General features: G+C 42.6%; 12 protein-coding genes. 6 read left to right on the top strand and 6 right to left on the bottom strand.

Going from position 1 to position 15,604, the window contains the following annotated elements:
• Nucleotides 1-72 precede the first annotated feature (72 nt).
• Complete coding sequence (locus BLQ57_RS08110) at nucleotides 73-1,218, top strand: cystathionine gamma-synthase (protein WP_087938890.1); 1,146 nt, start codon at nucleotides 73-75, stop codon at nucleotides 1,216-1,218.
• Here the strand turns inward: BLQ57_RS08110 and BLQ57_RS08115 are convergent, their stop codons facing one another.
• The 4 genes from BLQ57_RS08115 to BLQ57_RS08130 form a co-directional block, all read right to left on the bottom strand.
• Nucleotides 1,219-2,052, bottom strand: coding sequence for a hypothetical protein (locus BLQ57_RS08115; protein ID WP_087938889.1), 834 nt, complete (start codon nucleotides 2,050-2,052; stop codon nucleotides 1,219-1,221).
• 3 nt (nucleotides 2,053-2,055) lie between these two features.
• Nucleotides 2,056-3,000 carry a Smr/MutS family protein gene (locus BLQ57_RS08120; protein WP_087938888.1) on the bottom strand — a complete coding sequence of 315 codons (945 nt, stop codon included), beginning with the start codon at nucleotides 2,998-3,000 and terminating at the stop codon, nucleotides 2,056-2,058.
• Entirely contained in the window at nucleotides 2,997-4,295 is a 1,299-nt protein-coding gene (locus BLQ57_RS08125) for a cryptochrome/photolyase family protein (protein WP_087938916.1), read from the bottom strand. Before BLQ57_RS08125 ends, BLQ57_RS08120 begins: the two co-directional genes overlap by 4 nt.
• Nucleotides 4,296-4,430: 135 nt before the next feature.
• Nucleotides 4,431-9,005, bottom strand: a complete 4,575-nt coding sequence (locus BLQ57_RS08130; RefSeq protein ID WP_139162692.1) for a translocation/assembly module TamB domain-containing protein — start codon at nucleotides 9,003-9,005, stop codon at nucleotides 4,431-4,433.
• A 29-nt stretch (nucleotides 9,006-9,034) separates the two neighbouring features.
• Here BLQ57_RS08130 and tsaD point away from each other — a divergent pair, with 29 nt between their 5' ends.
• The 5 genes from tsaD to BLQ57_RS08155 are packed head-to-tail and all read left to right on the top strand — an operon-like array spanning nucleotide 9,035 to nucleotide 12,295.
• Nucleotides 9,035-10,048, top strand: a complete 1,014-nt coding sequence (gene tsaD / locus BLQ57_RS08135; RefSeq protein WP_087938886.1) for a tRNA (adenosine(37)-N6)-threonylcarbamoyltransferase complex transferase subunit TsaD — start codon at nucleotides 9,035-9,037, stop codon at nucleotides 10,046-10,048.
• A 1-nt stretch (nucleotide 10,049) separates the two neighbouring features.
• Entirely contained in the window at nucleotides 10,050-10,517 is a 468-nt protein-coding gene (gene smpB, locus BLQ57_RS08140) for an SsrA-binding protein (protein WP_087938885.1), read from the top strand.
• The gene (locus tag BLQ57_RS08145) at nucleotides 10,480-11,280 is read left to right on the top strand and encodes an SH3 domain-containing protein (RefSeq protein ID WP_139162693.1); all 801 of its coding nucleotides are present in this window, start codon (nucleotides 10,480-10,482) and stop codon (nucleotides 11,278-11,280) included. Before smpB ends, BLQ57_RS08145 begins: the two co-directional genes overlap by 38 nt.
• 2 nt (nucleotides 11,281-11,282) lie before the next feature.
• Entirely contained in the window at nucleotides 11,283-11,792 is a 510-nt protein-coding gene (locus tag BLQ57_RS08150; protein ID WP_087938883.1) for an HNH endonuclease, read from the top strand.
• 50 nt (nucleotides 11,793-11,842) lie between these two features.
• Nucleotides 11,843-12,295, top strand: coding sequence for a hypothetical protein (locus BLQ57_RS08155; protein WP_087938882.1), 453 nt, complete (start codon nucleotides 11,843-11,845; stop codon nucleotides 12,293-12,295).
• A gap of 7 nt (nucleotides 12,296-12,302) precedes the next feature.
• Here BLQ57_RS08155 and BLQ57_RS08160 read toward each other — a convergent pair whose 3' ends face one another.
• Together BLQ57_RS08160 and BLQ57_RS08165 are read right to left on the bottom strand one after the other, a co-directional pair.
• Nucleotides 12,303-12,905 carry a ribonuclease HII gene (locus BLQ57_RS08160; RefSeq protein WP_087938881.1) on the bottom strand — a complete coding sequence of 201 codons (603 nt, stop codon included), beginning with the start codon at nucleotides 12,903-12,905 and terminating at the stop codon, nucleotides 12,303-12,305.
• Complete coding sequence (locus BLQ57_RS08165) at nucleotides 12,877-15,549, bottom strand: MGH1-like glycoside hydrolase domain-containing protein (RefSeq protein WP_087938880.1); 2,673 nt, start codon at nucleotides 15,547-15,549, stop codon at nucleotides 12,877-12,879. The genes BLQ57_RS08160 and BLQ57_RS08165 overlap by 29 nt, the downstream gene beginning before the upstream one ends.
• Between the last annotated feature and the right edge of the window lie 55 nt (nucleotides 15,550-15,604).

A 15,604-nucleotide genomic window follows, 5' to 3' on the forward strand; every position in this document is an offset into this window, starting at 1 on the left:
GTATACTAGGAAAGTAGCACAATGTCCTTCCCTTCTAACTCCCAAGTAATTTTGAAGATTAATAATAAGAGTATGAAATTCGGCACCAAAGCGATTCATGCCGGTGTGGAGCCTGATCCATCCACCGGTGCGATAATGACCCCGATTTACCAAACCTCCACCTATGTGCAGCGCACTTTAGGAGACCATCAAGGCTATGAATATTCGCGTACGCACAATCCTACACGTACCGCTTTACAGCAAAATTTAGCTGCTTTGGAAAATGGAAAACATGGTATTTGTTTTTCCTCTGGACTGGGGGCTATCGATGCAGTGATCAAGCTTTTCAATCCCGGCGATGAAATTATCAGTACCAATGACCTCTATGGAGGTACTTACAGGCTTTTTACCAAGGTCTTTGAGCGATTTGGGATCAAGTTTCATTTTGTTCCAATGGGAAATACTCAGGCGGTAGTCGAAAAAATCAACGCCAATACCAAGATGATTTGGGTGGAAACTCCTACCAATCCCATGATGAATATTATCGATTTGGAAGCCATGGGAGCCTTAGCTAAAAAGCACGGAGTTCTTATGACTGTGGACAATACCTTTGCATCACCTTTTATTCAGAATCCCCTAGATTGGGGCGCAGATATCGTGATGCACTCGGTGACCAAGTATTTGGGAGGACATTCTGATGTGGTGATGGGAGCCTTGGTAGTCAATGACGATGAGTTGGCGAAAAAATTGACTTTTATCCAAAATGCTTGTGGGGCTGTACCGGGTCCACAGGACTGTTTTCTGGTGTTAAGAGGGATCAAAACACTACATCTAAGAATGGAGCGCCACAGCCAAAACGGTAAAACCATCGCCGCCTATCTCAAAAATCACCCCAAGGTAAAAAAAGTCTATTGGCCGGGTTTTGAAGATCATCCTAATCATTCTATTGCTAAGAAACAGATGAGGGATTTTGGTGGAATGATTTCTTTTACCCTTGTCGGAAATCGACTGGAAGACGCCCAAACCGTTATGGAGAATTTTCATCTTTTCTCTCTAGCCGAATCCTTGGGCGGAGTAGAGTCCCTTTGTGGACATCCCGCGAGTATGACTCATGCCAGTATTCCGCGAGAGGAGAGGGAGAAAGTAGGCTTGCTGGATTCACTGATCCGATTGAGCGTGGGTGTAGAAGATGCGGAGGACTTAAAAAATGATCTGGCGAATGCTTTAGCTAAAATTTGATCAATCTAAAATCTTTTGAAATAAACTAAGCGCCTGTTTTTCCACTTGGGAGGACAGGCTCTTTTTTTTGTCCCGCAAATCCTTTACCCAGTCAATGTATTTTTTGGAGACATTTTCTTTGTCACTCAGGAAATAAGTCAGGGACTGAAGCTCAAGGTGGTTGGCATACCAAGGCTTGAGTTTTTCTTTTAATTGCTCGATTTCCTGATGGATTTTTTCTACAAAAATAGAATTGAAACCCAAGTGAATGAGCAGGTTTTCTAGCATGATGATTTTTCTCAGACCTTCAAAAATATCTTTGAGACCCTTGGAATCGAAGCCATTGCGTTTGTCCAGTTGAAAGTACTCGAGCTCTTCCTGAATCAACTGATTGATGGCGGTATTGATCGTCAGGGGTTTGATGTTATTGCTGCTTTGGAGAGATTTGAGGAGAAACTCATCCCAGTCCTTGAGAGGACTGCCGATGATCTGATCAAAAGTTTCGGTGTAGAGGCCTTTTTTCTCTTTTTCCAGATAGCTAGAGTAGGAGTTGAATGTTTCTCCAGTTTGTGTCATTCGCCCCAGAATTCCTCGCTGAACGAGTTTGAGATGATGTACTTTTCTCAGGTTTTTCTGGAGAGGTTTGAAAGGGGTGAAAAAGTCAAATTGCAGGCCCTCTTTTTCAAAATGAATTTTGGCCATAAGGTCCGAGTAAAGCTCTAAAAAACTCAACTTAGTATAAAGTTCGATTGATTTTTTGGATTTGATCTGCTTTCCTAGGGCTAGAAATAGCTCTTTGGCCTCACGGTGCTGCTGTTCGAAAGCCTGAAAAATCGGAGATGTTTTTCGCTGCATGAATTAGGAAATTCTAACCAAAGTGGCACCATAGCCCCACTGTCCCTTTTGGGTATCTTGAAAGTACTTAATATTTCCCAATTGACTCAGTCGCTTGTGAATTTCTTTTCGAAGTACTCCATTTCCAATCCCGTGAATGAAGGTGATTTCATCCATTCCCGTTCGGATTGCATGATCAAGCTTTTGATCAAAAGTCTCCAGTTGTATCCGGAGTTTTTCTGAGTTGCTCATCGATTCATGATTGTCTACCAGCTCTTCGATATGCAGATCTATGCTTCTTTCAGGACGCCTCAGAGGTTTTTCCTCGGGTTTTGGTCGTATTTGATCGAGCTCATAGTTGAGCGCTTGAATATCGAGTTCTTTTGTGGTCTGCTCCATGTGAAATAGGTAGGCGGACTTATTTAGGAAAGGAGCTTTGCTGAGGTGTTTAAAAAATTGGGTGGCTTTAATCTTTATTTGCCTTTCAAAAGGCGAGATAGCTTTTTCAAGTTGGTTTTGAACTGGAATAAATCTCAGCAAAAACGAAGGCCATTCATCCATTTCTTTGAGTAGACGATCGTCAAATTTTTTGGCTATGCCTGGTTTGACCACCTCGGACAGGAGCGTTCTGTGATTGGAACCAAATACTTCTGAAATATGGATGAGGTATTCTTGTCGGCTATCATTGATCAGGTATAGACTCAGGTTTTGATCATTGATGGGGACAAAGGCCAAGTACATTCCCTGATCCTTAGGAGCGGACAAAGCCATTGGCGTTTCTGCTTCGGGTTCCTTTCCCTCTCCAAAATAGGCCTGTTCTACTTCGGAGATGACCACAGCCTCTGATTTCATAGCGGGAATTAGAAATCCATCTTCGATTTCTACTTCTATTCGGCCTCCGGAGGAAATTTTTCGGACTATGCCTTCTTCTTTGCCGTGAAGTAATCGTACTCGATCGCCTATATTCATGAATTCAGTGCTTCTTTGTATGTATCAATTGCTCTTTGCCTTGCAAATTTATGATCTACGATGGGTTTTGGGTAGTCTTGGCTATTTAATTCTGGAATCCATTTTTTAATGTATTTCAATTCCTTGTCAAACTTCTCTGTTTGGGATTCAGGATTGAAAACTCTGAAATAAGGCTGAGCATCTGTACCCGTACCTGCAGCCCATTGCCAGCCTCCATTGTTTGAGGCTAACTCAAAGTCCAGTAATTTTTTGGCAAAGTAAGCTTCTCCCCATCTCCAATCTATCAGAAGATGCTTGGTCAGGAAAGATGCGACGATCATTCTCACCCGATTGTGCATGTATCCCGTGGCATTCAGCTCTCGCATTCCAGCATCTACTATGGGGTAGCCAGTCTTACCTTGGCACCAGGCTTCAAATTCCTTCTCATTATTCCTCCAAGGAATCTGATCGTAGGCAGGTTTGAAGGCCTTGTCTACCACTTGGGGATTAAAGGCCAAAATGGTCATGTAAAATTCTCTCCAGATCAATTCGTTGAGGTAGGTATCATTCAACTTAGCAGCGGTCAGTGCCAGCTGACGAATGGAAATAGTGCCAAAGCGAAGATGAATACCCAGTCGACTGGTGCCGTTTTTTGCTGGGAAATTCCGGTTTTGGTCATAGTGAGCGATGATGTCCTTATCAGTCCACATAGGAGGGATTTCGATACTTGACTTTTCGAAGCCTACCTCTGCTAAGCTTGGTAAGCCGAAGCCTTTTGTCTGGTAGAGGTTTTTCCAGTGGAAATAGCTCAAAGGTTCTATTTGTTGCTTTTTGAATTCGCTTAGCCATACTTTGCTGTAGGGTGTAAACACCTTATAGAATTCTCCTGAGCCGTTGAGGATTTCCCCTGGTTCGAAAATCATCTGGTCTTTGAAGCTGTAAAAGTCAATCTGCTGATCACGCAGTAATTTTTCTATGCTTTGATCCCGCTCTTTGGCATAGGGCTCATAATCCCGGTTGGTATACACCGCCTGAATATCGTATTCTTCGAGCAGTGTTCGGTAGATATCGAGCGGTTTTCCCACTTTTACCAAAAGCGAGCTTCCTTTTTCTTCGAATTGGGATTTTAATTTGCTGATTTGATCATGAATAAAACCCACTCGAGCATCGTTTTTTTCCTCGAGTTTTTCTAAAATGGTTTGATCAAAAATAAAGAGAGGTAATACATTTTCTTCTTGCTGCAGGGCGTAATAGAGCCCTGTATTATCTTCTAAGCGAAGGTCTCTTCGAAACCAAAAAAGGCTTATTTTTTTCATATCCATTCGTTTTTTCATCTCCCATGGCTAAAACTCTTGCGTAGACACTTGCATTTTTAGCTATTGAAGCGGATTTTTTTGAGCTGATTTTATGATGTTTTCTCTTTGGGAAAAGAGGTTTCAGAAGGTAAATGTTTACTCCTCATCCTCTTTTTTGAGGAAGACCTCTTGCTTGTTTTTGCGAAGGGAGTCGAGTCGTTCTTCAATATTATCTAGGTCTACAGGCTTCCAATCTTCTTGGTTATATCGCAGGTAATTATCCGAATCTTCATACAGTTCATCTGCTTCTTGATCTTTCTGGGTGATTTTTTTAAAAAGCTCCGAGAAGGAGTTAAAGGAGATATTTTGAGAAAGTGCCACGCCATAGGTAGCTACATTTTTGGAGAGTGAAAGGGAGGTGAAGGTGTTGAAATTGTTTCGGTTAAAGACTCGAAGTCGGTATACTCCATCTTCTGTGATCAGGTATTCGGCCTGCCAGTCCCCGATGATCGAAGCGGCATCTGCCTGACCATTATTGTCGGTAAATCCTCCGTCCCGTGAGACCCTCAGTCTACCGTCGAGGAAAGTATAAGCGACACTCAACTGGAAAGTCTCCAGTGCATTTTGGTCTAGGGAAGCCAAATCGATATTTACTTCCAAATTTTTATCTACTTGTCCGAGAAAACTGTTGAGTTGTGAAGACAGTAGCTGGCCTAGAGAATTGGAGAAAGAATTGACGCCGGCAAACTGTCCCTCCGGAGAGAAGGATCGAGTCATGATGACTGAGAACACTTGTCTGTTCATCTCTTGCTCGTCATTTGCAATCCTGGATTGGAAAGCTGAAATGGCAGTCTGGATTTCACCACTACTTGGAAACTGAGAAAAGTCAAAGCCAAAATCAAATTCGGGAGAAAGTAATTCGCCTCTAAGATTCATAATCACATCCACGGGAAATCGTCTGCGGGTAAGGCTACTCTCTTGTTCGTTGATACTTGTCCTCGCGAGTAAAGGCTGTACACTGACGGGCTCGGAATACTTAGCGGTCAGATTCATGACTCCCTCATAGGGATTGCCATACCATGTGATTCGGCCTCCTGGCTCCACGGTAAATTCCTTTCTGAGAACATTGTAGAGTGAAAAGTTATACTTGGCTTCTGTGATTTCGTAGGTGCCACTTAGGGTGAATAGTCCCTGTGTATCAATATTCATGGTCAAAACCCCTCGGCCTCTTCCTGAAATTTTCTCCTCTGTTCGGGGGTCGATGATGATTTCCGCATAGGCATCCGGTGTGATGTCGAGTACAAAATTCATTCTGACATTTTCTATATCCAGTCGATTGACATCCTCAGTTATCTCTTGAATTCGGGCAGTGTCACGGACATTGATAAAGTGGATGAATTCCTCACTTGTCTGCTCATCGCTGCTACTAAGCGGGATGAATATTCGTGTATTGGGCTGACTAGTAGCTCTTGCTGTGACATCCAAGTTGGACGTAGATCCCACTATATCCAAAGTGCCTGATACAAAAGCGTTTCCGTAGAAAGTTTCATTGTCTCTGGCGGTAGTATTGAGCACCTGGAAGTTGTTCATTCTGGAATCAATATCCAAAATAATATCTTCAAGACCCTGGTAGGTAAGTCCTCCATTTAGGCTGGCTGTATTACCGTTGACATCTTTGAGAACTAGCTGTGAAAAGTTGATTTCTCCGGGATCAAAAAGTAAACTGCCATCCAGTTGATAGAGCGTATTGAGAAAATTGATGCGGAATTTCCCTTGATTGACTTGTCCTCGCCCTGTGAGTTCAGGTCGATTGGCACTGCCCCTCAGGCGGAGGTCACCGGTAACTGTTCCTCTCAGATCCGAAAGATAGTTGGCGAGGAAGGGCTCAAAGCTGGCCAGTTCAGTTTCTCTCAGTTCGCCGTCCAACCTGAAATCAAAGTTTTCCAAACCGATATCTCCAGCCATTAAAATGGTTCTTTTTCCATTGTAAAAGTTTTCGAAATTCACCTTGAGAATATCGTCACTGAGTTGGGCTGTAGACTGGAAGTCGCCGACCGGGAATTGGTTGATGGACAGTTCATCCACATTGAACCGAAGGTCGAGTAGGGCTTGGTTAGTCTCTGAGTTTCGGAAATAAATGGCACCATCTGCAATTCCTTCGTACTCTTGGGCAGTAAGAGTATTGAGTAGGTCGATGTTGACATTTTTGATCACAAGGCTTAAGCTATCCTCGGGACTGTCACTGTAGATTCCCTCCAAGTCTATCTCTTGGGCACCGGATAAGACACGCACATTATCAAATGCAATCTCCCCCTGTCGAAGCGTAATCTGATTGAGGGAGTCAAATTCCCAACTTCGATCCAATACCGTCAACTCTGAAGGCTTAAAGGTGATTTGAGTTTCGTTGCTGGTGAATTGAGCAACTGCATCGACTCTCGCTCGGCTTTGAGTAGAATCCTGATCTAGGGCAAATTCAAGATTCAATGCATTCTGGTTCCAGATAGCTTCAAAGCCAAAATTGGAAAATTCCAACTCTTTTCCGAGTCGTTGATTTTTAGAAAAAATATAAAAAGAGGCCAAAATATCATCGCTGTTGATGATTTTGGAGGTGTTGAAATCAATATTTACCGAATAAGCTGTATTGTCTTGATATCTCAAAGTATCTATTCCTGAGAAGAAATTGAATATGGTGTTTTCGGCAGTTTGATAAAATGCTCCTTCAATTACCGTATTTTGAGAGATACTGATATCTGGCTCAATCAATTGTAAAATCGGATTGATATTGATAAGTCGGACATTAAGGTCTAGATTGTAAGGTTCGTAGAAAAACTCCTCCAAATCCGCAATAGGAGGATCTTCTTTGGTGATAATACTCAGGTATTGCCTCATCAGAATAGGGAGGTCTTTGGCCATTTGCTCCAGCTGAAACTGACCCGAAGCTCCGGCTACTATGTAGTCCGAATTTAATGACATCGTCCTAGTACCACCAGCAAATAGGGATTGGAAATAAAAGTCTCCCAACTCCAAGTAGCGGTCTTGATACCCTACCGTCAAATCATTGAATCGGGCGATGCCAGTCAGGTTATCAATGTTGATTCCCTCTGTATCCATTTCAAATTTACCCTTGATGTAGGTGATTTCATCCGTTAGATTAAGTAGATGTAGATTGGCACTATCCAATTGTAAGTCAATGTTGATAGATTCAGAACTATCACGAAGATTGATTGCCCCGAAGGCTTGTAATTGGAGATTGGGGTCGTCGATGCTGATATTTCCTTCAAATAGATCCAAACCATAAGTGGCTTTTGTATTGATCCGCTGGTAGTCGTAGCCCAAAATGCCTAGTTTAGAAATCGAAGCATCTAAATCAAGAAGCATATCTTGCAGCGTATTTCCCCTAAGGTTGACATTTCCTTCTAAGCTGACCTTTTGAAGTAGGTCTCGGTTGTCGGCTAGAATCCCGATGTTTAGGTCTTTGATGCTTACCTTAGAGACGATTTGATTACTTCCGTTTTTCTGGTCATAATTTACCCTGCCTGTTAAGTTCCCTATGCTCGTTTTGAACTCTCCGTTGGTGGTGAATCGTGTCAGTAAACCTGCAAAATCCGCATTCAATCTGATGGTTTTTAATTTTCGGATTTCTCTTTGCAAATCAGCACTTAGGTAAGGAGCTAAATCCTCTGATTGGATGGTAGAGTTTTTTAGGGAAAGATTGAGATAAGTATTATCAATATCCGGCAATCCATCCACACGAAATGCACCAAAAATCTCTGTTCGCTTTCCTAATCGTATCAAAAGCTCCTCAGATCGAATATCCGCTACAGGCCCGGCGATCTTACCGGATAAGACGATAGAATCATCAATATCTGGTAGATTAGGCACGAAGTAACGTAAATCGTTCAGCCCGATCAGGGTTTCGTCGAGGTCAGCGATTATGACTACTTTATTGAGAAAATCCGAAAATGCACTGGCATCTACATATTCTAATCGCAAGAAATTTTTGATGTAGCTATTGTTGCTGATTAAGTGAAGCTTATCAAACTCCAGCATTTCGGAGTTGTAGGTGAGCTGAGTTCTAAATTCTTTGATATAAAGTCCTGATCCTGCTTCAGTACCACTAAGTAAGCGGATATTAATCCCGATTTCGTCTCCATCTACATAGAAATCAGACGCACTTGCACTCATGTCTATAAATCTCATGTGATTGTAATCCAAACCGGAACTGATGGTGTCAGCATTGAAATTTGCTAAAGTAAAGGCAGTTTCTCTGAGTTCGATTTGGCCTATACCGAATTTGGTTTGACCTGAAGAACTACCCGAACCGAAGAGGGAACTTAATTCTTTGGTCCATCTGTTGATGTTCATTAGTGTGTCGCCTTGATGGGTGAGCAATTGGATTTTTGCTCGATCTATCCGTACCTCATCTAGGCTAGGTCCCGAAGTGGCAAGGAGTGTATTGAGCTCGAAATCCACGTAGGCTTTGTCTGCAAAGATCATGATACTGTCCCGATGATCCTTGATCTCTAGACCTGTTACCGAAATAGCATCCCACCAATTGATAGCGATGCGGTCTATGCTGGTAGTAAAGTCGGAGTTTTTGTTGAGGTAGCTTGTGACTTTATCAATCGCCCAGTTTTGTACAGGTTGGGTTTGTAAAAGTCCTCCTATCATCAGCACTGAAAAAAATAAAATCAATATCCCCCAAAGCACTACTCGAAATGCTTTGTGCAAAAAATTCCTAACTTTCGAGTTCTTTTCCAATGGATACCAACGATATTTCTATTCTCGCAATTGAGTCCTCCTGTGACGAAACTTCTGCCTCAATTATCTTAAATGGCAAAGTACTTAATAATATTGTCGCCACACAATCAGTCCACGAAAAATATGGGGGAGTTGTTCCTGAATTAGCATCAAGAGCACATCAGGAAAACATCATCCCCGTGGTCGAGGAAGCTTTGAAAACTTCTGGTCTAGATAAATCACAGCTCTCCGCTGTGGCTTTTACCCGTGGTCCCGGCCTGATGGGGGCATTGCTGGTAGGAGTGAGCTTTGCTAAGGCTTTTGCTTACGCCAGAAAAATCCCACTGATCGAGGTAAATCACATGCAGGCGCATGTTTTGGCTCACTTTATCGAGGATCCAAAGCCGAGTTTCCCCTTTTTATGCCTCACGGTGAGTGGAGGCCATACTCAGTTGGTACTCGTGAAAAGTCCGCTAGAGATGCAAGTGATCGGCGAGACAAGAGATGATGCCGTGGGAGAGGCTTTTGACAAAACTGCCAAACTTCTAGGATTACCCTATCCCGGTGGTCCTTTGATAGATCGATATGCCAAGGAGGGTAATCCACGAGCTTTTGACTTTCCAATCACAAGAATGCCTGATTTGGATTATTCCTTTAGCGGTATCAAAACAGCAGTTTTGTATTTTCTACGAGATCAATTGAAAGCCAACCCGAAGTTTATCGAAGAAAACCTAGCTGATCTATGCGCAAGCATCCAATACAGTTTGATCGAAATGCTTCTCATCAAATTGAAGGCGGCTGTAAAACAATATGGGGTCAAGGAAATCGCTATTGCAGGAGGGGTTTCTGCCAATTCGGGTTTGAGAAAGACCTTGACAGAATTAGCAAATCGAAAAGGATGGAATTTGTATATTCCCAAATTCGAATATTGCACCGATAATGCAGGGATGATAGCTATGGCAGCACATTACAAATATGTAGCGGGGGAGTTTTCCAGTATGGATGTGACGCCTCTGGCAAAAATGAAAATCTAAGATGGCCAAGACGAATAAATTTGAGAAAATAATCAACATCAAGAATAAGAAAGCGAGCTTTCAGTTTGAGTTTATCGATACTTATGTCTGCGGGATGGTGCTCAAAGGAACCGAGATCAAGTCCATTCGTGAGGGGAAGGTATCTTTGACTGAGTCTTTCTGTATTTTTTTGGATGGGGAACTGTATGTCAGGCAGATGCATATTGCGCCGTATTCCATGGCAGCTAGCTATAATCATGAGGCAGTTCGTGACAGAAAACTTCTTTTGAGTAAAAAGGAGCTGGAAAAACTTGAAACTAAGTCTCAGGAAAAAGGCCTTACTATCATTCCGGTTCGTATATTTATCAACGACCGAGGCAAAGCGAAAATGGATATCGCTCTGGGTCGAGGAAAAAAAATACACGACAAAAGACAGGACCTGAAAGAGAAAGATGCCAAAAGAGAACTTCAGCGAATGGCCCTTAGGTGATGGATATGGGATTTGTAGACAAACCATACTTCCCGTCTATCGAAAACCTACAGTAGATTCTTCATTAGTTACCCAGCTGCTTTTTGGGGAGTGCTATCAAGTCCTAGCGGTGAGTTCGGATCGGACTTGGTACAGGGTTTTTCATGAGGACTCTAGACTAGGAGGATGGATTTCGCACAAATCGCTCAAAGAAATCACCCCCGAAGACTACCAAAACTATCTCAATCAAGATTTTCAGGTGGTAGTGAGCCCTATTGCGGCTATCGAATACATGGGGTCTAATCTGTATCTTTTACCTGGAAGCCGACTTCATTTCTCCGATTTGGAGCTTTTCAATTGGGAGGACCATATAGGGTTTACGGGACAGACTAGAAGTCATGCGATCAAAGCTGACCGAGATGAGCTGATTCAGATCGCGCTAAAATACCTCAATGCTCCTTGGCAGTCCGGCGGTAGAAGCATTTTTGGTTTGGATGAAAGATTGGGTTTTGCTCTGATTTTTCAGATTGCAGGATACTCCTGGCATGCAGGGCATTTGCCGGGGAGATTGATACCTTTTGTAGATTGTGAGGTGGGTGATATTTTGATTGTGAATAACAAAGCCGAAGACAAGGATCACTATGGGATTTACCTAGGTCTGGAAGAAGTTCTTCAAATGGACGGAAGGATGAAAATTCTTGACTGGGATGAGTGGATTTTTAAAATGGGAAACAATCGAAATAAACAGGAAGTTTTGGAAGTTCGAACTGTGTTTAGTAGTTGATTATGGAAAAGAGGGTGCTCGTTTTAAATATGGATCATTCACCGATTGGGGTTGTTTCTCCCCAAAAAGCCATCGTATTGACTCTTTTAGAAAAAGCGAATATACTCTCCACGTATGAGTTTTTGGAAATCAGAACTGTTAGCAGAAGTTTTGAATACCCGGCAGTCATCCGTCTCAATGAGTACAAAAACATCCCGTATAAAGGTGTACTACTGAATAGAAACAATCTTTTCAGAAGAGATAATGGCGAATGTCAATACTGTGGAAGCAAAAGGCATTTGACCATTGATCATGTGCAGCCTAAATCCAAAGGAGGGAAGACGTCTTGGACTAACTTGGTCACTGCCTGTAATCGCTGCAATGTCCAAAAAGGGGATAAAACTCCTGAACAGGCGGGTATGATTTTAAAAAATTTACCTTTTCGTCCTACACTATCTTTTTTTCTGGCAGATTATGCTGAGCGACATGCGGGAGAATGGCTGCCTTTTCTCCATATAAAAATATCCCCTTGAAATTTTCAATGCCCTCCATCTTTTGGCAATAAAATTGCCAATTGTAAACCATGCTATTCAAATTAAACATACTTTGGGTTTTAGGAATCTGTCTCGGTTTCTATAATCATCACCCAGAAGACCCTCGGCTTATCGGCAAGTGGCAACTTGTATATTTTGATGGAATAGATCAAATCAAACAATCTGCGCGCTATCAAAATGCCTCTGCAGCTGCTAGACAAGATATGGACTATCGGATTGCTAATAGGTTGGAAAATACCGTCTATGAGTTTTTTGAGGGGGATTCACTTGTTTTTACAGATTTTGGGGCCAAAGGAATCGTTCAGAGACAGGCTAATATAAAAGTAGAAAATGAAGACCTGCTTCATATTGTTCTGAAAGATGAAGTAAGAAAAGCGAAAATCGTAGAGATTTCGGAGAACCGACTGGTTTTGGAGCCAATCAGTGAAACCGGAACTTTGGGGAAATTAATTTTTGAGCCTTGGGTAGCGCCTGAGGATTGAGTAGGAATTAGAGGTCAAGGTCTAGCTGCTTAGGCAAAAGTCGAAAACTAGATCGATGCCAAATCGTTTTGCCGTATTGCTGAATACCCTGTCTATGTGCAGGGGTAGGATAACCTACATTTCGCTCCCATCCATAGTGCGGAAACTCCTCAGCCAAGTCCTCCATCAACCGATCTCTGTAAACTTTTGCCAGAATAGAGGCAGCTGCAATGCTTGTGAGTTTTCCGTCTCCCTTGATGACACAGGTGTAATCTATATCCAAATTGGATTTCCAGCGATTCCCATCAATGAGCAGATGATCAGGTTGGATTTTCAGCTGCCCAATTGCCCTCTCCATCGCCAAAAAGGAAGCATTGAGAATATTGATTTGATCAATTTCGGCCACAGAAGCCTCCCCAATGGCCCAAGCAATAGACTTGTATTTGATCTCTTCAATCAGCTCTTCTCGGTTGGATTTTTTTAATTTTTTGGAATCATTGATCCATGGATTATGGTAGTCAGTGGGTAAAATGACCGCAGCTGCGACGACAGGGCCAGCCAAGCAGCCTCGGCCCACTTCATCACAGCCGGCTTCTACTCTATCAGCTTCTAAATAGGGGAGCAGCGGCATGATTGACAAATTCTTTTTCTTTGTAATATTTGTGGATCATCTCAGAAACAAGCCCTGTCCAGCCCGTCTGATGGGAAGCCCCAAGGCCCTTGCCACTATCTCCGTGGAAGTATTCATAAAATAAAATGTAATCCTTGAAATGCGGGTCTTTTTGAAATTTCTCGTTGGTACCAAAGACTGGCCTGTTACCATGCTCATCTTTCATAAAGATCTTCATACACCTGAGAGAAAGTTCTTTTGCGATCAAATCCATAGTCATGTAGTTGCCTGATCCGGTTGGGTATTCGATGGAGAAGTTTCCTCCATAGTAGAAGTCAAACTTTTTAAGCGACTCGATAATCAAATAATTGATCGGAAACCAAATCGGCCCTCTCCAGTTGGAGTTGCCTCCAAACATCCGCGTATCCGACTCTCCAGGTGTGTATTTGATGGAAAAGGTGTCTCCATTGATTTTCATCGTGTAGGGATTGGGAAGATGAAATTTGGATAGAGATCGTATTCCAAACTCACTTAAAAACTCCTGGGAATCCAGCATTTTGTATAGGACGCTTTTCATTCGATGTCCTCGGAGAAGTGAAAATAAACGTCGTTTGTCTTGTCCAGGCTGAGCCCAGCTCGACACCAAGGCCGCCAACTTGGGCTTTTCACGCATGAAGAAGTCCAGCCTTTTCTTAAACTCCGGCAACTCATCAAAAAGATCTTCTCGAATGGGCTCCACGGCAAACATGGGTATCAAACCTACGATAGACCGCACTTTCATCTTTTTGGGCTCTTTTCCTTTCAAATGAAAGACATCATAGAAAAAGTTGTCCTCATCATCCCAAAGTGAGATGTGCTCCGAAGAAATATTATTCATCGCCCCAGCGATGTATAGGAAGTGCTCCAAGAATTTGGTGGCGGTAAACTGATAAGTCTTATTAAATTCACACAAATCCAATGAGATTCTCAGCATATTTAAGGAAAACATCGCCATCCAAGAGGTAGCATCTGCCTGCTCCAACTTTCCTTGATAGTATTGGGCGTGGCTTCGGTCAAAGAGGGAAATATTATCCAAGCCTAGGAATCCGCCTTCGAAAATATTTTTGCCGTCGGAGTCCTTTTGATTGACCCACCAGGTGAAGTTGAGCATCAGTTTATGCATGGCGCGTTCGAGAAACTCCTGATCACCTACTCCATCATTTGCTTTTTTATCAATTTGATAGACACGTTGTACCGCATATGCATGCACCGGAGGGTTGACATCGGAGAAATTCCACTCATAAGCCGGAATCTGCCCATTCGGGTGCATGTACCATTCGTTGAGAAGCAAAAGTAGTTGGTCTTTTGCAAATTCAGGGTCGATTCTAGCTATCGGGATGCAATGAAAAGCCAAATCCCAGGCCGCATACCAAGGGTATTCCCACTTGTCAGGCATAGAGATGATATCGTAGTTTTGGAGGTGTCTCCAATTACCATTTCTACCTTTTTTTCGCTCTACAGGAGGTACATATCGTCCAGGGTCACCCTCCAGCCATCGCTCCACGTCATAATAGTAAAATTGTTTGGACCACATCATTCCGGCGTACGCTTGCCTTTGGATGCTTCTCAGGTCAGGGTCAGTTACTCGTTCCTGAAGTAAATTGTAAAACTCGTCTGCCTCCTTTTTTCGCTGATTGAGGCAATCTTTGCATACACTCAGTGGATTGGGCTCGTCTTGTCGCTGAAGTCTGAATTTTACCTCTTTGCTCTCACCTGCAGGAATGGTTAGTTCATAAATTGCGGCAGCTTTTGTCCCATAAAATGAAGGATTGAGACGGTTGTCATTGCCGTGAATTATAAAATCATTAATACCGTCTTTGGTATAGGGACGCTCATTGGGGATATTATAGAGTCTTTCTCTATTAGTCTCATTATCACAAAAGCGGATATCAGGATTGCCATCAAATGTCAGGTTGAAATTCCCTGATTTTGGACTGAAAACTTTGATTTGATTGGACCTTTTGAGACTGAGTTTGGGCATAAATGGCTCGTGCCCGGTAAACCAAGTTTTTCTAAACCAGATAGTAGGCATCACCCAAATTTTGGCAGCTTCTGGCCCGCGGTTGTGAATAGTAGCTACACCAATGATATCCTCAGAGTCATGCTTAGCATACTCCATAAAAACATCAAAATACCTGTCTTCATCAAATATACCGGTATCGATCAGTTCATACTCTGAGTCTGTCTTTCCTCTTCTTTTATTTTCTCCTATCAGTTCTTCATAAGGAAAAGGACTCTGAGGATACTTATAAAGCATCTTCATGTAGGAATGAGTGGGAGTAGAATCGAGATAATAGTAGATCTCTTTTACATCTTCTCCATGATTACCTTGGTTTCCGGTGAGACCAAAAAGTCGCTCTTTGATAAAGGGATCTTTTCCATTCCAAAAAGCCCAAGACATGCAGATCTTTTGTTTGTAATCAGAAATGCCCCCTATACCTTCTTCTCCCCATCGGTAGGCTTTGCTTCGGGCATCATCGTGTGTGACATTTTCCCAAGCAGCCCCATCAGGACTGTAATCTTCCCTAACGGTTCCCCACTGACGTTCGGTGAGGTACGGCCCCCATTTTTTCCAGTGTTTCTTTCGCTCCTTATCTTCTGTTAATCTTATCTGTTCGGCTGACATATAGGTTTTCTCGCTTTTGAGCAGGGGACGAAATTAGAATATTCTGGCTATTAAC

Origin of the sequence: Algoriphagus faecimaris (assembly GCF_900101705.1) — a bacterium.
In the GTDB taxonomy this organism is placed as follows: Bacteria; Bacteroidota; Bacteroidia; order Cytophagales; family Cyclobacteriaceae; genus Algoriphagus; species Algoriphagus faecimaris.